The organism is Brevundimonas lutea (assembly GCF_003704105.1).
GTDB classification, from domain to species: Bacteria; Pseudomonadota; Alphaproteobacteria; order Caulobacterales; family Caulobacteraceae; genus Brevundimonas; species Brevundimonas lutea.
This window is the reverse complement of the sequence record NZ_QUOQ01000005.1, coordinates 246,257-261,796: the sequence shown is the minus strand read 5'-3', so window position 1 is coordinate 261,796 and position 15,540 is coordinate 246,257. Positions and strand designations below refer to the sequence as shown.

General features: G+C 68.4%; 13 protein-coding genes. 6 read left to right on the top strand and 7 right to left on the bottom strand.

The features are described from left to right. Nucleotides 1–119: 119 nt before the first annotated feature. Nucleotides 120–1,424 (top strand): FAD/NAD(P)-binding protein, encoded by a 1,305-nt coding sequence (locus EES48_RS11115; RefSeq protein WP_240623325.1) that lies wholly within the window; start codon nt 120–122, stop codon nt 1,422–1,424. 6 nt (nt 1,425–1,430) lie between these two features. Here the strand turns inward: EES48_RS11115 and glmM are convergent, their stop codons facing one another. Continuing rightward, complete coding sequence (gene glmM, locus EES48_RS11110; RefSeq protein ID WP_122466792.1) at nt 1,431–2,780, bottom strand: phosphoglucosamine mutase; 1,350 nt, start codon at nt 2,778–2,780, stop codon at nt 1,431–1,433. Nucleotides 2,781–2,982: 202 nt separating this feature from the next. Here glmM and glmS point away from each other — a divergent pair, with 202 nt between their 5' ends. Beyond that, nucleotides 2,983–4,800 (top strand): glutamine--fructose-6-phosphate transaminase (isomerizing), encoded by a 1,818-nt coding sequence (gene glmS / locus EES48_RS11105; RefSeq protein WP_122466790.1) that lies wholly within the window; start codon nt 2,983–2,985, stop codon nt 4,798–4,800. Nucleotides 4,801–4,807: 7 nt separating this feature from the next. Here the strand turns inward: glmS and EES48_RS11100 are convergent, their stop codons facing one another. Beyond that, complete coding sequence (locus EES48_RS11100) at nt 4,808–5,335, bottom strand: SRPBCC family protein (RefSeq protein WP_162998126.1); 528 nt, start codon at nt 5,333–5,335, stop codon at nt 4,808–4,810. 155 nt (nt 5,336–5,490) lie between these two features. Continuing rightward, nucleotides 5,491–6,342, bottom strand: a complete 852-nt coding sequence (locus tag EES48_RS11095; RefSeq protein ID WP_122466784.1) for a glutamate racemase — start codon at nt 6,340–6,342, stop codon at nt 5,491–5,493. 124 nt (nt 6,343–6,466) lie between these two features. On the opposite strand from EES48_RS11095, the gene EES48_RS11090 reads away from it, so the two are divergent. Continuing rightward, nucleotides 6,467–8,641 carry a M3 family metallopeptidase gene (locus EES48_RS11090; protein WP_122466781.1) on the top strand — a complete coding sequence of 725 codons (2,175 nt, stop codon included), beginning with the start codon at nt 6,467–6,469 and terminating at the stop codon, nt 8,639–8,641. Between the two features lie 80 nt (nt 8,642–8,721). Here the strand turns inward: EES48_RS11090 and EES48_RS11085 are convergent, their stop codons facing one another. Both EES48_RS11085 and EES48_RS11080 read right to left on the bottom strand, forming a co-directional pair. Beyond that, nucleotides 8,722–9,255 (bottom strand): translation initiation factor IF-2, encoded by a 534-nt coding sequence (locus EES48_RS11085; protein WP_122466779.1) that lies wholly within the window; start codon nt 9,253–9,255, stop codon nt 8,722–8,724. A gap of 84 nt (nt 9,256–9,339) precedes the next feature. Next, nucleotides 9,340–10,290: an acetyl-CoA carboxylase carboxyltransferase subunit alpha gene (locus EES48_RS11080; protein ID WP_122466776.1), complete on the bottom strand. Its 951-nt coding sequence runs from the start codon at nt 10,288–10,290 to the stop codon at nt 9,340–9,342. 134 nt (nt 10,291–10,424) lie between these two features. On the opposite strand from EES48_RS11080, the gene EES48_RS11075 reads away from it, so the two are divergent. Then, nucleotides 10,425–10,841, top strand: coding sequence for a pyridoxamine 5'-phosphate oxidase family protein (locus tag EES48_RS11075; protein ID WP_122466774.1), 417 nt, complete (start codon nt 10,425–10,427; stop codon nt 10,839–10,841). A 43-nt stretch (nt 10,842–10,884) separates the two neighbouring features. Here the strand turns inward: EES48_RS11075 and EES48_RS11070 are convergent, their stop codons facing one another. Together EES48_RS11070 and EES48_RS11065 are read right to left on the bottom strand one after the other, a co-directional pair. Continuing rightward, complete coding sequence (locus EES48_RS11070) at nt 10,885–11,385, bottom strand: YciE/YciF ferroxidase family protein (protein WP_122466772.1); 501 nt, start codon at nt 11,383–11,385, stop codon at nt 10,885–10,887. Nucleotides 11,386–11,462: 77 nt separating this feature from the next. Continuing rightward, complete coding sequence (locus EES48_RS11065; RefSeq protein ID WP_122466770.1) at nt 11,463–13,616, bottom strand: TonB-dependent receptor domain-containing protein; 2,154 nt, start codon at nt 13,614–13,616, stop codon at nt 11,463–11,465. Nucleotides 13,617–13,738: 122 nt separating this feature from the next. Here EES48_RS11065 and EES48_RS11060 point away from each other — a divergent pair, with 122 nt between their 5' ends. Further along, nucleotides 13,739–13,966, top strand: a complete 228-nt coding sequence (locus EES48_RS11060) for a hypothetical protein (RefSeq protein ID WP_122466767.1) — start codon at nt 13,739–13,741, stop codon at nt 13,964–13,966. A 263-nt stretch (nt 13,967–14,229) separates the two neighbouring features. Continuing rightward, entirely contained in the window at nt 14,230–15,531 is a 1,302-nt protein-coding gene (locus EES48_RS11055; RefSeq protein ID WP_122466765.1) for a sugar MFS transporter, read from the top strand. The last annotated feature ends 9 nt before the right edge of the window (nt 15,532–15,540 follow it).

The window sequence follows — 15,540 nt, the reverse complement described above, 5'->3', positions numbered from 1 at the left end:
GGCTCACAAAGCGTTGAATTTCGGATGTTAAGCCTGATGTCGCATTGACGTCCGGGCTTACGACATCGACAACGGCTCCGCTTGAATTTCGCCCTGAGGGCGAACGCGGGGGGGGTTGAGTGAACGATCGCGTGGCGATCATCGGGGGCGGATTCTCGGGCGCCATGCTGGCCGCGCGCCTGGCGGAATCCGGCGCTGACGTCGCGCTTATCGAACGCGGCGATCGGGCGGGCCTCGGCGTGGCCTATTCCACCCCCTTCGCCTCCCACCTGCTGAACGTGCGCTCGGGGCGGATGAGCGCGCGCGCCGACCAGCCCCGGGATTTCGTCGACTGGCTGGAGGAGACCCATCCGGAATTGGCCGACCCGGAGGGCTTCGCGCCGCGCCGGGTCTATGGCGAATACGTCCGGTCCCGCCTGGCCACCGCCCAGGCCAAGCACGCCGATCGGCTGCAGATCGTGCGGGGCGAAGCGAAGGGCCTCGACGACGGGGAAGTGATTCTCGCCGACGGCTCGCGGCTGGCGGCGCGCGCCGTGGTGCTGGCCACCGGCAATCCTCCGCCCCGGACCGCGCGACCCGGCCAGGACCCGAACCTGATCATCGCCGACCCCTGGGCGCCGGGCGCGCTGGACGTCGTGCGGCCGTCCGATGAAGTGGTGATCGTCGGGTCCGGCCTGACCATGATCGACGTCATGCTGATGCTGGAGGACCGCGGTTGGCTAGGTCGGGCGCTGGTCATCTCGCGCCGCGGCCTCATGCCCCGACCGCACGACGCCAATCAGCCCCGCGTCGAACCCCGCGCCGTCGCGCCGGGACCGCTGTCGACGCGGCTCGCCACGGAGCGCAGGCACGTCCGCGCGGAGGGCTGGGGCGTGACCATGGATCGGCTGCGCAGCCTGAATGCGCGGCTATGGGGCGAACTGACCGGGGCCGAGCGCAGCCGCTTCCTCCGGCACCTGCGCCCGTGGTGGGATGTGCATCGGCACCGGATCGCGCCTGAGCCCGCCCGCCGGATCGAGGCGCTGATGGCCGAGGATCGGCTGGTGGTGCGGGCCGGGCGGTTGGAGACTGTCGAGGCTCGACGCGGCGGGCTGGAAGTGCGCTGGCGGCCCCGGGGTCACACCGCCAGCCAGACCCGACCGACGGATCGGTTGATCGACTGCACCGGTCCAGGCCACGACCCCACCCGATCAGCCGAGCCTTTCACGCGCGCCCTGATCGCGCAAGGACTTGCGCGGCCGGACCCGCTCAGGCTGGGCCTGGACGTGGACGCCGAGGGCCGACTGATTGATGCCCGGGGGCGGGCGAGCGACCGCATCTTCGTGCTGGGCCCGCCAGCGCTCGCCGCCTTCTGGGAGACCGTGGCCGTGCCGGATATCCGCGAGCGGATCGAGGATCTGACGGCGCGGCTGACGCCCGGCTGAGCCGCCTCAGCCGGCGGTCTTAACAGCCTGGGCGATGTCCTTGACGATGGTCCTGACCAAGGCGGCGTCGTCGCCCTCGGCCATGATGCGGATCAGCGGCTCGGTGCCCGAGGCGCGCACCACGACCCGACCCGAACCGTTGAGCCGCTGCTCGCCGGCGGTGATGGCGGCGCGCACCTTGTCGGCCTCCAACGGTTGGCCGCCGGCATGGCGGACGTTCTCGAGAACCTGCGGCACGGGCTCGAACTGGCGGGCCAGCTCGCTCATGGGTTTCTCGCTCTCGACCAACACGGCCAGCACCTGAAGCGCGGCCAGCAGGCCGTCGCCGGTCGGCGCGTGGTCGGCCAGGATGATGTGGCCCGACTGTTCGCCACCGAGGTTGAAACCGCCCTTGCGCATCCGCTCCATGACATAGCGGTCGCCGACGGCGGTGCGCTCCAGGCTTAGCCCGGCGTCCTTGAGGGTGCGCTCGAGCCCCAGGTTCGACATAACGGTGGCGACCACGCCGCCGCCGGTCAGCAGCTCCTGGCGCTGCCAGTGCTTGGCGATCAGGGCCATGATCTGGTCTCCGTCGACGATCTGGCCGCGCTCGTCGCAGATGGCCACCCGGTCGGCGTCCCCGTCCAGGGCGATGCCGATGTCGGCGCGGTAGGTGCGCACCGCGTCGGCCAGGGCCTGGGGGTGAGTCGAGCCGCATTCGGCGTTGATGTTCATGCCGTTGGGCTCGACGCCCACCGGGAAGACCTCGGCGCCCAGTTCGTGAAGCACGGTCGGGGCGACCCGATATCCCGCCCCGTTGGCGCAGTCGACGGCGACACGCAGGCCCGAGAGGCTCAGGCGGCGGGGGAAGGTCGCCTTGGCGATCTCGACATAGCGGGCCTGGCTGTCGTCGATCCGCTTGACCCTTCCCAGCTTCTCGGCCGGGGCCAGGCCCTGGGTCAGATCCTCGTCCATCAGAGCCTCGATTTCGGCTTCGCGATCGTCCGACAGCTTGTAGCCGTCTGGACCGAACAGCTTGATGCCGTTGTCCTGCCAGGTGTTGTGCGACGCCGAGATCATCACGCCGAGGTCGGCCCGCATCGACCGGGTCATCATCGCTACGCCGGGCGTGGGCAGGGGGCCGAAGGTCAGCACGTCCATGCCGACCGAAGCGAAGCCGGCGACCAGGGCGGGTTCGATCATGTAACCAGACAGGCGGGTGTCCTTGCCGATCACCACCAGATGGCGCCGGTCGTCCGACGACATGAACATCTTGCCGGCTGCCAGACCGACGCGCAGAGCGACCTCGGCTGTCATGGGGTGGCTGTTGGAGCGGCCGCGAATGCCGTCCGTGCCGAAGTAGCGACGCTGAGCCAAGATCCCTCCTCTTCGCCGGGTCGCCGCGAAAGCCGCAGCGAAACCTTGCGAAACGCCTTTTCAGATGCCCCTAACGCCTCAATCGCGTATCGGGTCGCTCCCCTTTTCCGGGTGAGCCGCGCGGAGCAGCGGCATAGACCCGAAGACGTCGCCGTGCCAAGCGGTCGCAGGCGCGTCGCGTCCCCAGTGAGAGGTGTTTTCCATGTGCGGCATCATCGGCGTCACCGGCACGGGTCCGGCCGTTCCCAGGCTGATCGACAGCCTCAAACGTCTGGAATACCGGGGCTATGATTCCGCCGGCGTCGCCGCCCTCGTGGACGGAAAGATCGAGCGGCGGCGCGCGCCGGGCAAGATCCGCGCACTGGAGGAGGTGCTGGTCGAACAGCCCCTGTCCTCGACCATCGGCATCGGCCACACCCGCTGGGCCACCCACGGCGCGCCGACCCGTCCGAACGCCCATCCGCACAAGGCCGGGCGCGTCGCGGTGGTCCACAACGGCATCATCGAGAATTTCGCCGAGCTGAAGGCGGAACTGGAGGCCGTCGGCCGCGTGTTCGAGAGCCAGACCGACACCGAGGTCGTGGCGCATATGATGGACGCAGCCCTGGAGTCCGGGCTCGAGCCCACCAAGGCGCTGAAGTCGGTGCTGGACCGGCTGACGGGCGCCTATGCCCTGGGCGTGCTGATCGAGGGCGAGGACGAGCTGCTGCTGGGCGCCCGCCGTGGCAGTCCGCTGGTCGTCGGCTGGGGTGAAGGCGAGATGTATCTGGGCTCCGACGCCCTGGCGGTCGGCCCCTTCACCCAGAAGATCAGCTATCTGGAGGAAGGCGACTTCGTCGCCATCGACCGCTCCGGCGCGCGCATGTTCGACGCCGATGGCCAGGCGGCGGATCGGCCCATCGTTCAGGTCTCGGCCTCGGCGGCCATGGTCGAGAAGGGCAACTACCGGCACTTCATGGAAAAGGAGATCCATGAGCAGCCCGACAGCGTGCAGCACACCCTGGCCGCCTATCTGGATCTGGCGGGCATGAAGGCCAAGCCGGTCGAGAGTGTCGATCTGGCCAAGATTGGCCGCATCCAGATCATCGCCTGCGGCACCGCCTTCTACGCCGGCCAGATCGCCCGCTACGCCTTTGAACGGCTGGCCGGCCTGCCCTGCGACGTCGAGATCGCGTCGGAGTTCCGCTATCGCGAACCGGCGGTGTCCAAGGACACCCTGGCGGTGGCCGTCAGTCAGTCGGGCGAGACGGCCGACACCCTGGCCAGCCTGACCTGGTGCAAGCGTCAGGGCCTGAAGACCGCCGCCGTCGTCAATGTCCACACTTCGTCGATGGCGCGCGAGGCCGATGTGCTGTGGCCCACCTATGCGGGGCCGGAGATCGGCGTGGCCTCGACCAAGGCCTTCACCGCCCAGGTGGCGGCCCTGCTGTCGCTGGCCGTCGCCGCCGCCTCGGCGCGCGGCCGGATCGCCCCTGAGGAGGAGGCGCGGCTGGTCAAGGCGCTGTTCGAGGCGCCGCGCCTGATCGCCGAGACCCTGGCCGACGACTCGGACCTGCGCGACGTGGCCCAGGAGCTGGCCAAGGCCAGCGACGTGATCTTCCTGGGTCGCGGTCAGATGTTCCCCCTGGCCATGGAGGGGGCGCTGAAGCTGAAGGAGATCAGCTACATCCACGCCGAGGGTTATGCCGCCGGCGAGTTGAAGCACGGCCCTATCGCTCTGGTCGACGAACAGACGCCCATCATCGCCCTGGCCCCTCTGGACGCGGTGTTCGAGAAGACCGCGTCCAATCTACAGGAGGTGGCCGCGCGCGGCGGGCCGGTAATCATGGTGACGCCCATCGGAGCGCCGTCGCCGCATGGAACAGCCGTGTGGCGGGTCTCGGTGCCCGACTGCGACCCCTACGTGGCGCCGCTGGTCCACGCCATCCCGGTGCAGCTCTTGGCCTATTACACCGCCGTGCAGAAGGGCACGGACGTTGATCAGCCCCGCAATCTGGCCAAGTCGGTGACCGTGGAGTGAGGCACCGCTAGTCTTCGGCGTCCAGCGCGGCTTTCAGCGCCGCAACCTGCTGGCCGATGACGCCGTCGACGGGCCCGGACAGGGCGCCCAGGCCGTGGCCTTCCACCCGGTAGGTGACGATCACCCGGGTTCCGCCCGTCTCCAGCGTCTCATAGTCAAAACTGAGCCAGCCCGCCGACGACAGGCCCAGCATGGGTCCGAGCGCGGCGTCGATCACCAGGCGTCGGCCGGGCCAGGCCATGGCCACGGTACCGTGACGCGCGCCCCCGTCGAGCATGTTGTCGGCGTCGCTGAGCCGCTCGCAGAAACAGCCGCCGGGCTTGAGTTCCATCGAAAAGTTTTCGGCGTCGCCCGACCAGCTGTGGGCGTCGCTCCACCACCGGGCGGGCTGGCCCGTCAGGGCGTAGGCCTCAAGCGGCGTCGCGGCGGTCTCGAAGCTGTGGCTGACCACGAAGCCGTCGTCCCACTGCTCGGTAATTTCGGCGGCGGCGGGTGATGCGACGCCGAAGAAGGCCGCCCCTATCACACCGAGCACGGACACCCTCATTGTCACTCCCCCTATCCGTTTCCCCGGCGAAGGCCGGGGTCCAGGGCCGCGCGCTCAAGCCTTCACGGCGACTCGCTCAAGCCCTCCTGGGCCCCGACCTCCGCCGGGGAGGCGGTCACAGTGTGGTCCCCGGCGCGGGACCGTCAAGCCTGGGCGAAGCTGAGCGGCGCGCCCCAGAACTGGCTGACCATCTCGCTCTGCGGGCCGGGCTTGCCGGTGGTCAGGAAGTCGCGACGGCCGGAGGCGCCCAGGTCATAGTCGGGATGCCGCGCAAAATAGCGCTCCAGGGCGTCGGCGACGGCCGTCGGCTGGTGGATCACGGGCGTGCCCTCGGGCAAAAGGCGCGCGAACACCGGCGCGACGATCTCGTAGTGGGTGCAGCCCAGGATCGCCGTATCGGGATGCCGGCCGATGCGGCGGCGCAGGGCGTCGACATGGTCGCCGATCACCACCTCCAGCTCCTTGGGCGGCGCGCCAAGCTCGATCAGGCCGGCCAGGCCTGGGCACGGCTCGCAGAACACCGCCAGATCCTGGCGGCGCTTGTCGATCTCGATCTCATAGACCCGGCTGATGGCGGTGGCGGCGGTGCAGAACACGCCGGTGATCTCCAGCGCCTCGATCTTTTCCCCGCTGCGGTCGGCTTCGTATTCCCAGGGCAGGCCGGTGGCCGCCTCGATGGTCGGGACGATGATGCCCAGCACATTGACCGGCCGTCCGCGCCGCTCGCGTTCGCCGGGCAACCAGGTTTGTTGCAGGCGACGCAGGGCGATGGCCGAGGCGGTGTTGCAGGCCAGGACGACCACCGAGGCGCCGGCGTCGAACAGGCGCTCGCAGCCCGCGCGGGTCAGCTCGACGATCTCCTCGCCGCCGCGTCCGCCATAGGGCGCGTGGGCCTGATCGGCCAGATAGACGAAATCCCGCTCCGGAAAGCGACGGACCAGCTCGCGATGAACGGTCAGGCCGCCCACGCCGGAATCGAAAACGCCTATCGCCATGACGCGGGCTTTACCGGGCGGCCCTCGCGGCGTCCACGGCGGCGCATTACATCCGGTTCATGTGACGGTCAGCCTCGATCGGTCTAGGGTGCCGTCGAATGACAAAGCTTCAAGGAGTTATCGCGTGGATCGACGTCGTCTTCTCATCGCGGGCGGAAGCCTGATGGCCCTGGCCGCCTGCGCCACCAATGGGATGTCCGATGGCTGGGCCCCGCCCGCCGACCCCGCCGCCGTGGCCGAGGAGGCCCGCATCGCCCGCGCCGTCCTGCCGACCCAGACCCCGCGTGCGGCCCTGCTGCAGCCGTGGACGGGCGGCTACGACGGCCTGCCGCCGTTCGACCGGGTGACGCCCGCCGCCCTGCGCGAGGCGATCCTGGAAGGCATCGAGTTGCAACGCGCCGACATCGCCGCCATCGCCGGCAATCCGGAGGCCGCCACCTTCGCCAACACCCTGGTTGCGCTGGAACTGGCCGGCGAGCCTCTGGACCGGGCGCTGAACCTGATGGGGGTGATGACCTCCAACATCGGCGGCGCCGAGTGGGACGCGCTGGATTCCGAGACGGCCCCGCTGCTCTCGGCGGCGTCGGACGAGATCACCTTCAATCCGCAGCTGTTTGCCCGCATCCGCGCCGTGGCCGACGGCGCCGCCGCGGCCGGGTTGAACGCCCAGCAGACGCGCCTGGCCGAGCGCCGCCGCGACGCCTACATCAGGAACGGCGCGGCCCTGGACGAAGCCGGCAAGGCTGAGCTCGGCCGCATCAACTCGGCCCTGTCCACCGCCTTCACCGGGTTCGGCCAGAAGGTCGTGGCCGACGAGAACACCTGGACCCTGTTCGCCAACGAGGCCCAGGTCGCCGGCCTGCCCGACTCGAACAAGGCCGCCGCCGCCTCGGCCGCGCGCAGCCGCAATCTGCAGGGCTGGGCCATCGTCAACACCCGCTCTTCGGTCGACCCCTATCTGACCTTCGCCGACGATCGCGCCGGGCGCGAACAGGTCTGGCGCAAGTTCATCATGCGCGGCGACAACGGCGACGCCAACGACACCAAGGCGACCATCGCCGAGATCCTGCGCCTGCGGGCCGCCCGCGCGCGTCTGCTGGGGTATGAGCACCATGCCGCCTGGCGCATGCAGGACACCATGGCCAAGACGCCGGCGGCCGCCGAGGATTTGATGAACCGGGTCTGGGCCCCGGCCAAGGCGCGGGTCGCCGAAGAGGTGGCCGACATGCGCGCCATCGCCGGTCACGACATCGAGCCGTGGGACTATCTGTATTTCGCCGAGAAGGTCCGGAAACAGAAGTACGACCTCGATCAGAACGAGCTGAAGCCCTATTTCGAGCTGTCGGCGGTCAAACGCGGCGCCTTCGATATGGCGGGACGCCTCTACGGCTTCACCTTCACGCCGGTGACCAACGTCCCGACCTTCCACCCCGATGTCGAGGTGTTCGAGGTCCGCGATCAGCAGCGCGACAATCGGGTCATCGGCCTGTTCTATTCCGACGACTTCGCCCGCGCCGGCAAGCGTTCGGGCGCCTGGATGACCAGCTACCGGTCGTTCTCGACCCTGGACGGGACCAAGGCGATCCTGGCCTCCAACAACAACAACTTCACCAAACCTGACCCGGGCCAGCCCGTGCTGATCTCGCTGGACGACGCCACCACCCTGTTCCACGAGTTCGGCCACGCCCTGCACTATCTGTCGTCGGTGGTGACCTATCCGTCGTTCGGAAACACGCCGCGCGACTTCGTGGAGTATCCGTCGCAGGTGCACGAGCATTGGGTGCTGACCCGGCCGATCCTGGACGGCTTCATGCGCCACTACGAGACGGGCGAGCCGATGCCGCAGTCGCTGGTGGACCGGATCGAGGCGTCCAGCACCTTCAACCAGGGCTATGAGACGGTCAGCTATCTGTCGTCGGCGCTGGTCGACATGGACCTGCACACCCGCGCCACGCCGCCGACCGATATCGCCGCCTTCGAACGCGAGAGCCTGGCCCGCTTCGGCATGCCCGAGGAGATCGTGATGCGGCACCGCCTGCCGCAGTTCAATCACCTGTTCACGTCGGACGCCTATTCGGCCGGCTATTACAGCTATCTCTGGTCCGAGGTGATGGACGCCGACACCTGGGCCCTGTTCGAGGAGAAGGGCGTGTTCGACCCGGAAACCGCGCGCCGCTATCGCGCGATCATCCTGGCGCCCGGCAACACCACGGATCGCGGCGACGCCTATCGCGCCTTCAGGGGTCGCGACCCCGATGTGACGGCCCTGCTCAGGGTCCGGGGCTTCCCGACCAGCTGATCGGCTCCAAACTCAAAGAGAAAGGCCGCCGCCCCAGACAGGAGCGGCGGCCTTTTTCGTCAGACGATCCGGAGGACCGCTTATTCGGTCGGCGGGGTCGAGGGCGCCGGCTGAGCCGGGGCGGGCGCCGGAGTCGGAGCCGCCTGCGCGGCGATTTGCTGAGCGACCTGGGCCTTGATCATGGCCGGCGCGCCGCGCAGCTGCGGGACGGCATTGGCCTTAGCCTGGGTCATGCCAGCGATCGCGGCCTGGTCGGTCGACGCCGCGATCTGGCTGTCGAGGAAGGCGTCCAGCTTGTCGGCGAAGGCGGTGAATTCCGGCGCGTAGCGATCGATGATGGCGTCTGCGTCGGCTTGAGCCTTGACCGTATCCGAACCCGCCGCCGCGATAGCGGCCGCGATCTCGGAGCCCATGGGATCAACGCGCTGCTCGAACGCCTCGGCCTCGGCCTGGAAGGCGGCCTGTTCCGGCGTCGGCGCCGGCGCGGCCGGGGCGGCCGCTCCGGGGGCCGGCTGTGGGGCGGGGGCCGGTTGTGTGGTCGCGTCCTGGGCCATGGCCGGGGCGGCGACGATCAGGGTGGCGGCGGCCGCCAGCAGGGTGGACTTCAGATTCATTCGGTTGTCTCCCGAAACGACAAAGGATGGATGCGTGTGCCAGCCTAATGCGGCGATGGCGTGGTGACGAAACGACGGTCCGCCTCAGTTCAGGCGGCCAATGGCGTAGAACCGGTCGGCCCGCTGGCGCTTGAGAGCGGCGGGATCGAGCGTCTCCAGCGCGGTCAGTTCCTCCTCCAGCACATCGCCGACGCGGGTGATGGCGGCGTCGCGATCCGCGTGGGCGCCGCCGACCGGTTCCTCGATCACGCGATCGACGATGCCCAGGGACAGCAGGTCCGGGCCGGTGATCTTCATCGCCGCCGCCGCGTCCTTGGCTCGCGCGCCGTCGCGCCACAGGATGGACGCCGCGCCCTCCGGCGAAATCACTGAATAGATGGAGTGCTCCAGCATCAGCACCCGGTTGGCGGCGGCGATGGCGATGGCCCCGCCCGATCCGCCCTCCCCGGTGATGGTCGAGATCATCGGCACACCCAGGGTTAGGCCGCGCTCGGTCGAGCGGGCGATGGCCTCGGCCTGGCCTCGCTCCTCGGCGCCCAGGCCCGGATAGGCGCCGGCGGTGTCGACGAAGCTGAGCACCGGCAGGCCGAAGCGGTCGGCCAGGTCCATCAGGCGCACGGCCTTCCGGTAACCCTCGGGCCGGGCCATCCCGAAATTGTGGGTCAGGCGGGTGGCCGTGTCGTGGCCCTTCTCGTGACCCATGACCACCACGGCGCGGCCCCGGAACCGGGCCAGGCCGCCGATGATCGCCTGATCGTCGCCGAACTGGCGATCGCCGCGCAGCTCAGTGAAATCCTCCAGCAGGCCCGCCACATAATCGATGAGATGCGGCCGCTGCGGATGCCGGGCGACCTGGGTCTTCTTCCAGGGATCAAGCTCGGCGTAAGTCTTTCGACGCAGCTGGTCGGCCTTTCGTCGCAGGCCCTCGATCTCGGTGTCGAACGAGCCGGCCGAGGGAGCGAGCAGTGTCAGTTCCTCGATCTTGGCCTCGAGTTCCGCGATCGGCTTTTCGAACTCGAGATAGTGGGTGGCCATCGGCTGCCTGGACGCCTGTTGTCGAAGGGGCGGGAACCTAGAGAGCCGAACGCGCCCCGGCAAGCGGCGGTTCAGACGGCGCCATGAACCGTGTCGCGCCTCGCGGGTTTCCCCTGCTCAACCGGAGCGGACACATGGCTGACAAGACCCTCAAGGACCTCGCCAAGGAGATGAAGGGGATCGACATCTGCTTCCTGTCGACCCACGGCGCGGACGGCGACGTGCGGACCCGCCCGATGAGCAACAATGGCGAGGTTGACTACGACGGTGAGAGCTATTTCTTCGCCCTGGAAAACACCTTCACCGTCCAGGACATCTCCAATGACAGTCGGGTCGCCCTGGGCTTCACGGGCAAGCACTGGAAGTTCATCGCGGTGCAGGGATCGGCGACCCTGTCCAAGGACAAGGCCGCGTTCAAGGAGCACTGGTCCAAGGATCTGGATCTCTGGTTTCAGGAGGGCATCGACACGGAGGGGCTGACACTGGTCCGCGTGAAAGCCCAGCGGATCCACTGGTGGGACAAGGGCTCGGAAGGCGAACTGGTCCTCTAGAACCAAAAACGGCCGGGGCTGCTGACCCCGGCCGCGTGTTGCATCAGGCCGCCTTCTGCTGCGCCTGGGCGTTGATCGAGGCGTCGGCGATGCCGGTCAGATCCTCGTCGGTCTTGGATTCCTGCTGCAGCGTCTCGTCCAGCAGTTTGGCGGCGTCATCCAGCCCCAGAACCGTCGCCCAGCGTTTCAGCGTGCCGTAGCGGGTAATCTCGTAGTGCTCCACCGCCTGCGCGGCGGCGAGCAAGCCGGCGTCCAGAGCGGGCGTATCCTTATATTCCTCAAGGATTTCGTCGCCCTCGGCCAGAATGCCCTCGATGGCGTCGCAGGTCTTGCCGCGCGGCGCCTTGCCGATGATCTCGAACACCTGTTGCAGGCGCTCGATCTGGCCTTCCGTTTCGTCCCGGTGTTTCTCGAAGGCCGCCTTGAGCTCGGGCGACTGCGCGCCGCGGGCCATTTTGGGCAGGGCCTTCAGAATCTTGCGCTCGGCGTAATAGATGTCGCGCAGGGTGTCGTGGAACAGGTCGTCCAGCGTCTTGTCGGCCATGGTCTCATATCCTCGGTAAGCGCGGTCCGCCCATCGAGCCGCGCCCCCGACAACCGGGGCCTTCCGAAAAAGGTCCGTCAGAACCGCGCCCTGACGCCGAACACGAAATTCCGGCCCCTCAGCGGCACGGTTTCGGCCAGATAGCTGGCATGATTCAGGATGGTTTCGTCCAGCAGATTCGAGCCGCGCACATAGACTTGGGCGCGGGTCGGCCCCAGGTCGAAGTCATAGGCCACGGTGGCGTTGACCAGGTCGTGACCGGGCGTGACGCTCTCGAAGTCGGCGGTGCGATCCTGTTCGAAGACGCGGATATACTCCAGGTCGCCAGACCACGGCCCTTGGTGGAACTCACCGCGCGCGCCCAGCCGCGCCGCCGGAATGCGCGGCAGATCCTCCCCGGAATCCAGTTCGGCCTGGACCACGTCGCCGAACACCGAGCCGGCGAACAGGTCGCTGAACTCGTGCCGCACCTCTCCCTCCAGCCCGGTGAATTCGGCGTCGGCCTGGTCGTAGCGGATCAGGCGCAGGTCCTCGAACTGATCCAGGGTGTTGGCGTAGATGTAGCCGTCATAGTCGTACCGGTAGGCGCCGATCGAGAAGGTGGTCGGTCCCTCGGTCTTCCTCAGGCTGGCCTCGATGGACACCACGCCTTCCTCGTCCAGGGTGGGCGTGCCGATCTCCAGGGTGTTGGTTGCGATGTGGGTTCCGTCAGCGAACAGCTCCTGGGCCGTAGGCGCGCGCTCCGAGCGTCCGATCACCCCCTGGACGGTCCAACCCGGCGCCAGTTCATAGGCGGCGGAGGCCGAAATCGAGAAGGGGCTGTGCTCCGTGTCGTCGATGGTCGGTCCCGAGGTGTCCTGCCACTCCTGGCGGATGGCGCCCTCCAGACGCAGGGCGCCGAAGGCCTTCTCCTCGATCAGGAACAGGGCCCGGTTTTCGGTGATGGTCTCGGGCAGGAAGGCCTCCTCGCCGACCGCCTCGAAGTCGCTGCGCGACGCCTGACCGCCGAACACGCCGCGCCAGCCGGCGATCGGCGCGTGGGTGATCTCGACCCGGCCGTCATAGCCCTTGTTGTTGAAGGTGGTGCCGACCTCGCCACCCTCGATCTCGGAATGGGTGTAGTCGGTCCAGCCGGCGCGCAGGCGAGCGCGCTCGATGCCGGCCATCGGATTCTCGATCTCGCCGCGCACGTCCAGGCGCCGGCTGCGCAGGTCGATCACCGGCGGCGCCTCGCCCTCCGCATGTTCGTGATCGTGGTCCTCGCCTTCGTGGTCATGATCGTGGTCGTCCTCTTCGCCATGGTCGTCGCAGTGCAGGTGGTCGACATGGGCTTCGCACTCGGCGTGCGCATGGCTGTGGCCCGGGAGGCCGTACTCACTGCGCTGCTCGGTGAAGGCGGCGCCGAGGTAGCCGCGCGCGCCGATCCAGCTGACGCCCGCCGTCAGGGTGCGGGTGTCGTTGAAGCTGCCCTCGACGCGGTCGAAGCCTTCCTCCTCGTGTTCGTCCTCGTGGTCCGCGTCGCCGTGATCTTCGTCTTCGTGGTCGTGATCCTCCCCGTCGTGCGCGTGGTCCTCGTGCGGCGGCGTGTAGAATGGAACCTCATAGTCGTCGGTGCGCCGCACCGCGCCCTCCAGGCGGAAGGCCAGGTTCCCGGCCCCGAAGGTGGCCCCAACCACCCCGGCGCGCTCGTCGTCGGCCGTGCCGAAGCGCGCCTCGCCGACGGCGTCGATCCCATCGGTGGGAACCGAGGTCGGCACCTTCTTGTCGATCAGATTGACCGCCCCGCCGATGGCGCCGCCGCCATAGATCAGGGCGCTGGGGCCGCGCAGAATCTCGACGCCTTCCAGCAACAGAGGCTCGCCGGTGACATTGTGGTCGGGCGACACCTCCGAGGCGTCGGTCAGGCCCGCCCCGTCGCTGAGCACCCGCACACGCGGCGAGGTCTGGCCGCGGATCACCGGCCGGCTGGCCCCGCCGCCAAAGGTGTCCGAGCTGACGCCCGGCGTGCCGGACAGCGTCTCGCCCAGGGTCGACTGGCGACGATGCACCAGGGCGTCGCCGCGCAACACGGCGACATTGTTGATCACCTCATTGGCCCGGCGGCCCAGCGGGTCGGCGGTGACGACGATCTCGTCCAGACGCGTGACCGGTTCCTCCTGAGAGTGAGCGGCGGTGGCGGCGGCCACGGCTGACAGACTGACGGCGGCGAGCAGGGCGGGGCGGAAAGGCATAGGCGACCTCGGAAAGCGGAGAGGCCATCTTGTCCTATGTTATACCGTAACAGGTCAAGCGGGTTTGCGGCGCTGAACAGTATGTGCAATCTTGGGTTGTCAACAATTCTGGGAGGATCGTTATGTTGAAGACCCTGTCCGTCACCCTGGCCTCGATGATCGCCGGCGTGGCCATGGCCGGCGCGGCTCCGGCCGCCCTGTGCCAGCCTGGCCCCGGCGGCGACTGCCAGCAGCGCTGTGAATGCGAGGCCTTCTGCGCGCAACTGCCGCCAGGATCGCCTGAACGCGCCTACTGCTTCTCGAACTGCCCCACTACCCAGCACGACTGCCTCTGCCCGCTGGAGGGCTGATCCGGGCGCTGGTCGCGGTCGTCAGGCCGCGATCAGCCATCCCGCCGCGGCGATGGCCAGGATCACCGCCGCGAACAAGAGGTCTCGCCGGGGGTTGCGCCAGGATCGGGGGGCGTCGTTTCGCATTCCGACAGGCGATATCGGCTCCACCGGCCGTGTCCACTGGGTGGAAACACGGGGCCAGGCACGATCCGCCGACGAATCTACGTGCCCCGAGCGAACGCCTCTTCCCTCGCTGGCCGATCCCCGCTTACACAAGGGTCATGACACACGCGACCCCCGACTCCCCGACCGCCGCCAAGGGCACGGGCCTCGCCTTCGCCTATGTCACCACCCTGTTCTTCGCGTGGGGCTTCGCCACCTCCCTGATCGATCCTCTGATCGCGGCGGTCAGAAAGGTGTTCGATCTGTCGTTCGCCGAGGCGACCCTGACCGCGTCGGCCTGGTTCATCGCCTACGCCGTCGTATCGGTGCCGGCCGCAGCTCTGCTGTCCCGTCTCGGCTACAGCCGGTCCATCATCGCGGCGCTGGGCGTCATGGTGCTGGGCTGTCTCATCATTCCGGCGGCGACCCTGGTCGACCAGTACATGCTGGTGCTTCTGGGTCTGTTCGTCATCGCCTCCGGCGTCACCCTGCTTCAGGTCGCCGCAAACCCGCTCGTGGCAGCCCTGGGGTCACGCAAAAGCTCTCATGCCCGCCTGAATTTCTCGCAGTTCTTCAATTCCCTGGGCACCACGCTCGGTCCGTGGCTGGGGTCGACGGTTCTGCTGACTGGCGGCGTGTTCGCGGCCGGCGCCGTGGTGACCGAGGCGACCCGGGCGGAGTCGCTGCGGAGCATCGATCTCGCCTTCCTCGGCCTCGGGTCCGTTTTCGCGGTCGTCGCCGTCTTCATCTTCACGGCCCGCAAGCGGATCAACGCCGCCGCCGCGACGGCATCGGCTCAAGGGGGAGGCATGGCCTCGCCGCTGAAGGCCTTTCGGTCGAAATGGGCGCTTCTCGGGGCTCTGGCCATCTTCGTCTATGTCGGCTCGGAAGTGACGATCGGCGGCCTGCTCACCAACTTTCTGAACCGGCCCGAGATCCTCAACCTGCCCGAGGCCGACGCCGGACGCATGGTCAGCCTCTACTGGGGCGGCGCCATGATCGGGCGGTTCATCGGCGCCCTGCTGCTGACGCGTGTGAGGGCCGGGATCCTGCTGGCCGTCAACACCGCGATCGCCGCGATCCTCTGTCTGGTCGTCACCCAGACTTCGGGAGAAACCGCCGCCTACGCCGCCATCGCGGTCGGTTTCTTCAACTCCATCATGTTCCCGACCATCTTCACCCTCACCCTGGAGCGCTCCAGCGCTCCGGCCCCCGCGACGTCCGGCCTGCTGTGCACGGCCATCGTCGGCGGGGCGGTGCTGCCGCTGATCGGCGGTCAGATTGCGGATGTGACCGGCAGCCTCAATCCCGTCTTCTACGTCCCTCTCGTCGGCTATCTGATCCTCGTCGTTTTCGCCCTGTTGGCTGCGAAGGCGCGAGTGAGTGACGCGCAGACCGTTTCCGCGCCTGCGGGACACTGACAAACCGCC

What these genes read in the sequence shown, in the direction of transcription:
- glmS (WP_122466790.1), top strand. Translation starts at nt 2,983, where the DNA reads ATGTGCGGCATCATCGGCGTCACCGGCACGGGTCCGGCCGTTCCCAGG.
- EES48_RS11095 (WP_122466784.1), bottom strand. Translation starts at nt 6,342, where the DNA reads ATGGCGATAGGCGTTTTCGATTCCGGCGTGGGCGGCCTGACCGTTCAT.
- EES48_RS11085 (WP_122466779.1), bottom strand. Translation starts at nt 9,255, where the DNA reads ATGAATCTGAAGTCCACCCTGCTGGCGGCCGCCGCCACCCTGATCGTC.
- EES48_RS11080 (WP_122466776.1), bottom strand. Translation starts at nt 10,290, where the DNA reads ATGGCCACCCACTATCTCGAGTTCGAAAAGCCGATCGCGGAACTCGAG.
- EES48_RS11075 (WP_122466774.1), top strand. Translation starts at nt 10,425, where the DNA reads ATGGCTGACAAGACCCTCAAGGACCTCGCCAAGGAGATGAAGGGGATC.
- EES48_RS11070 (WP_122466772.1), bottom strand. Translation starts at nt 11,385, where the DNA reads ATGGCCGACAAGACGCTGGACGACCTGTTCCACGACACCCTGCGCGAC.
- EES48_RS11065 (WP_122466770.1), bottom strand. Translation starts at nt 13,616, where the DNA reads ATGCCTTTCCGCCCCGCCCTGCTCGCCGCCGTCAGTCTGTCAGCCGTG.
- EES48_RS11060 (WP_122466767.1), top strand. Translation starts at nt 13,739, where the DNA reads ATGTTGAAGACCCTGTCCGTCACCCTGGCCTCGATGATCGCCGGCGTG.
- EES48_RS11055 (WP_122466765.1), top strand. Translation starts at nt 14,230, where the DNA reads ATGACACACGCGACCCCCGACTCCCCGACCGCCGCCAAGGGCACGGGC.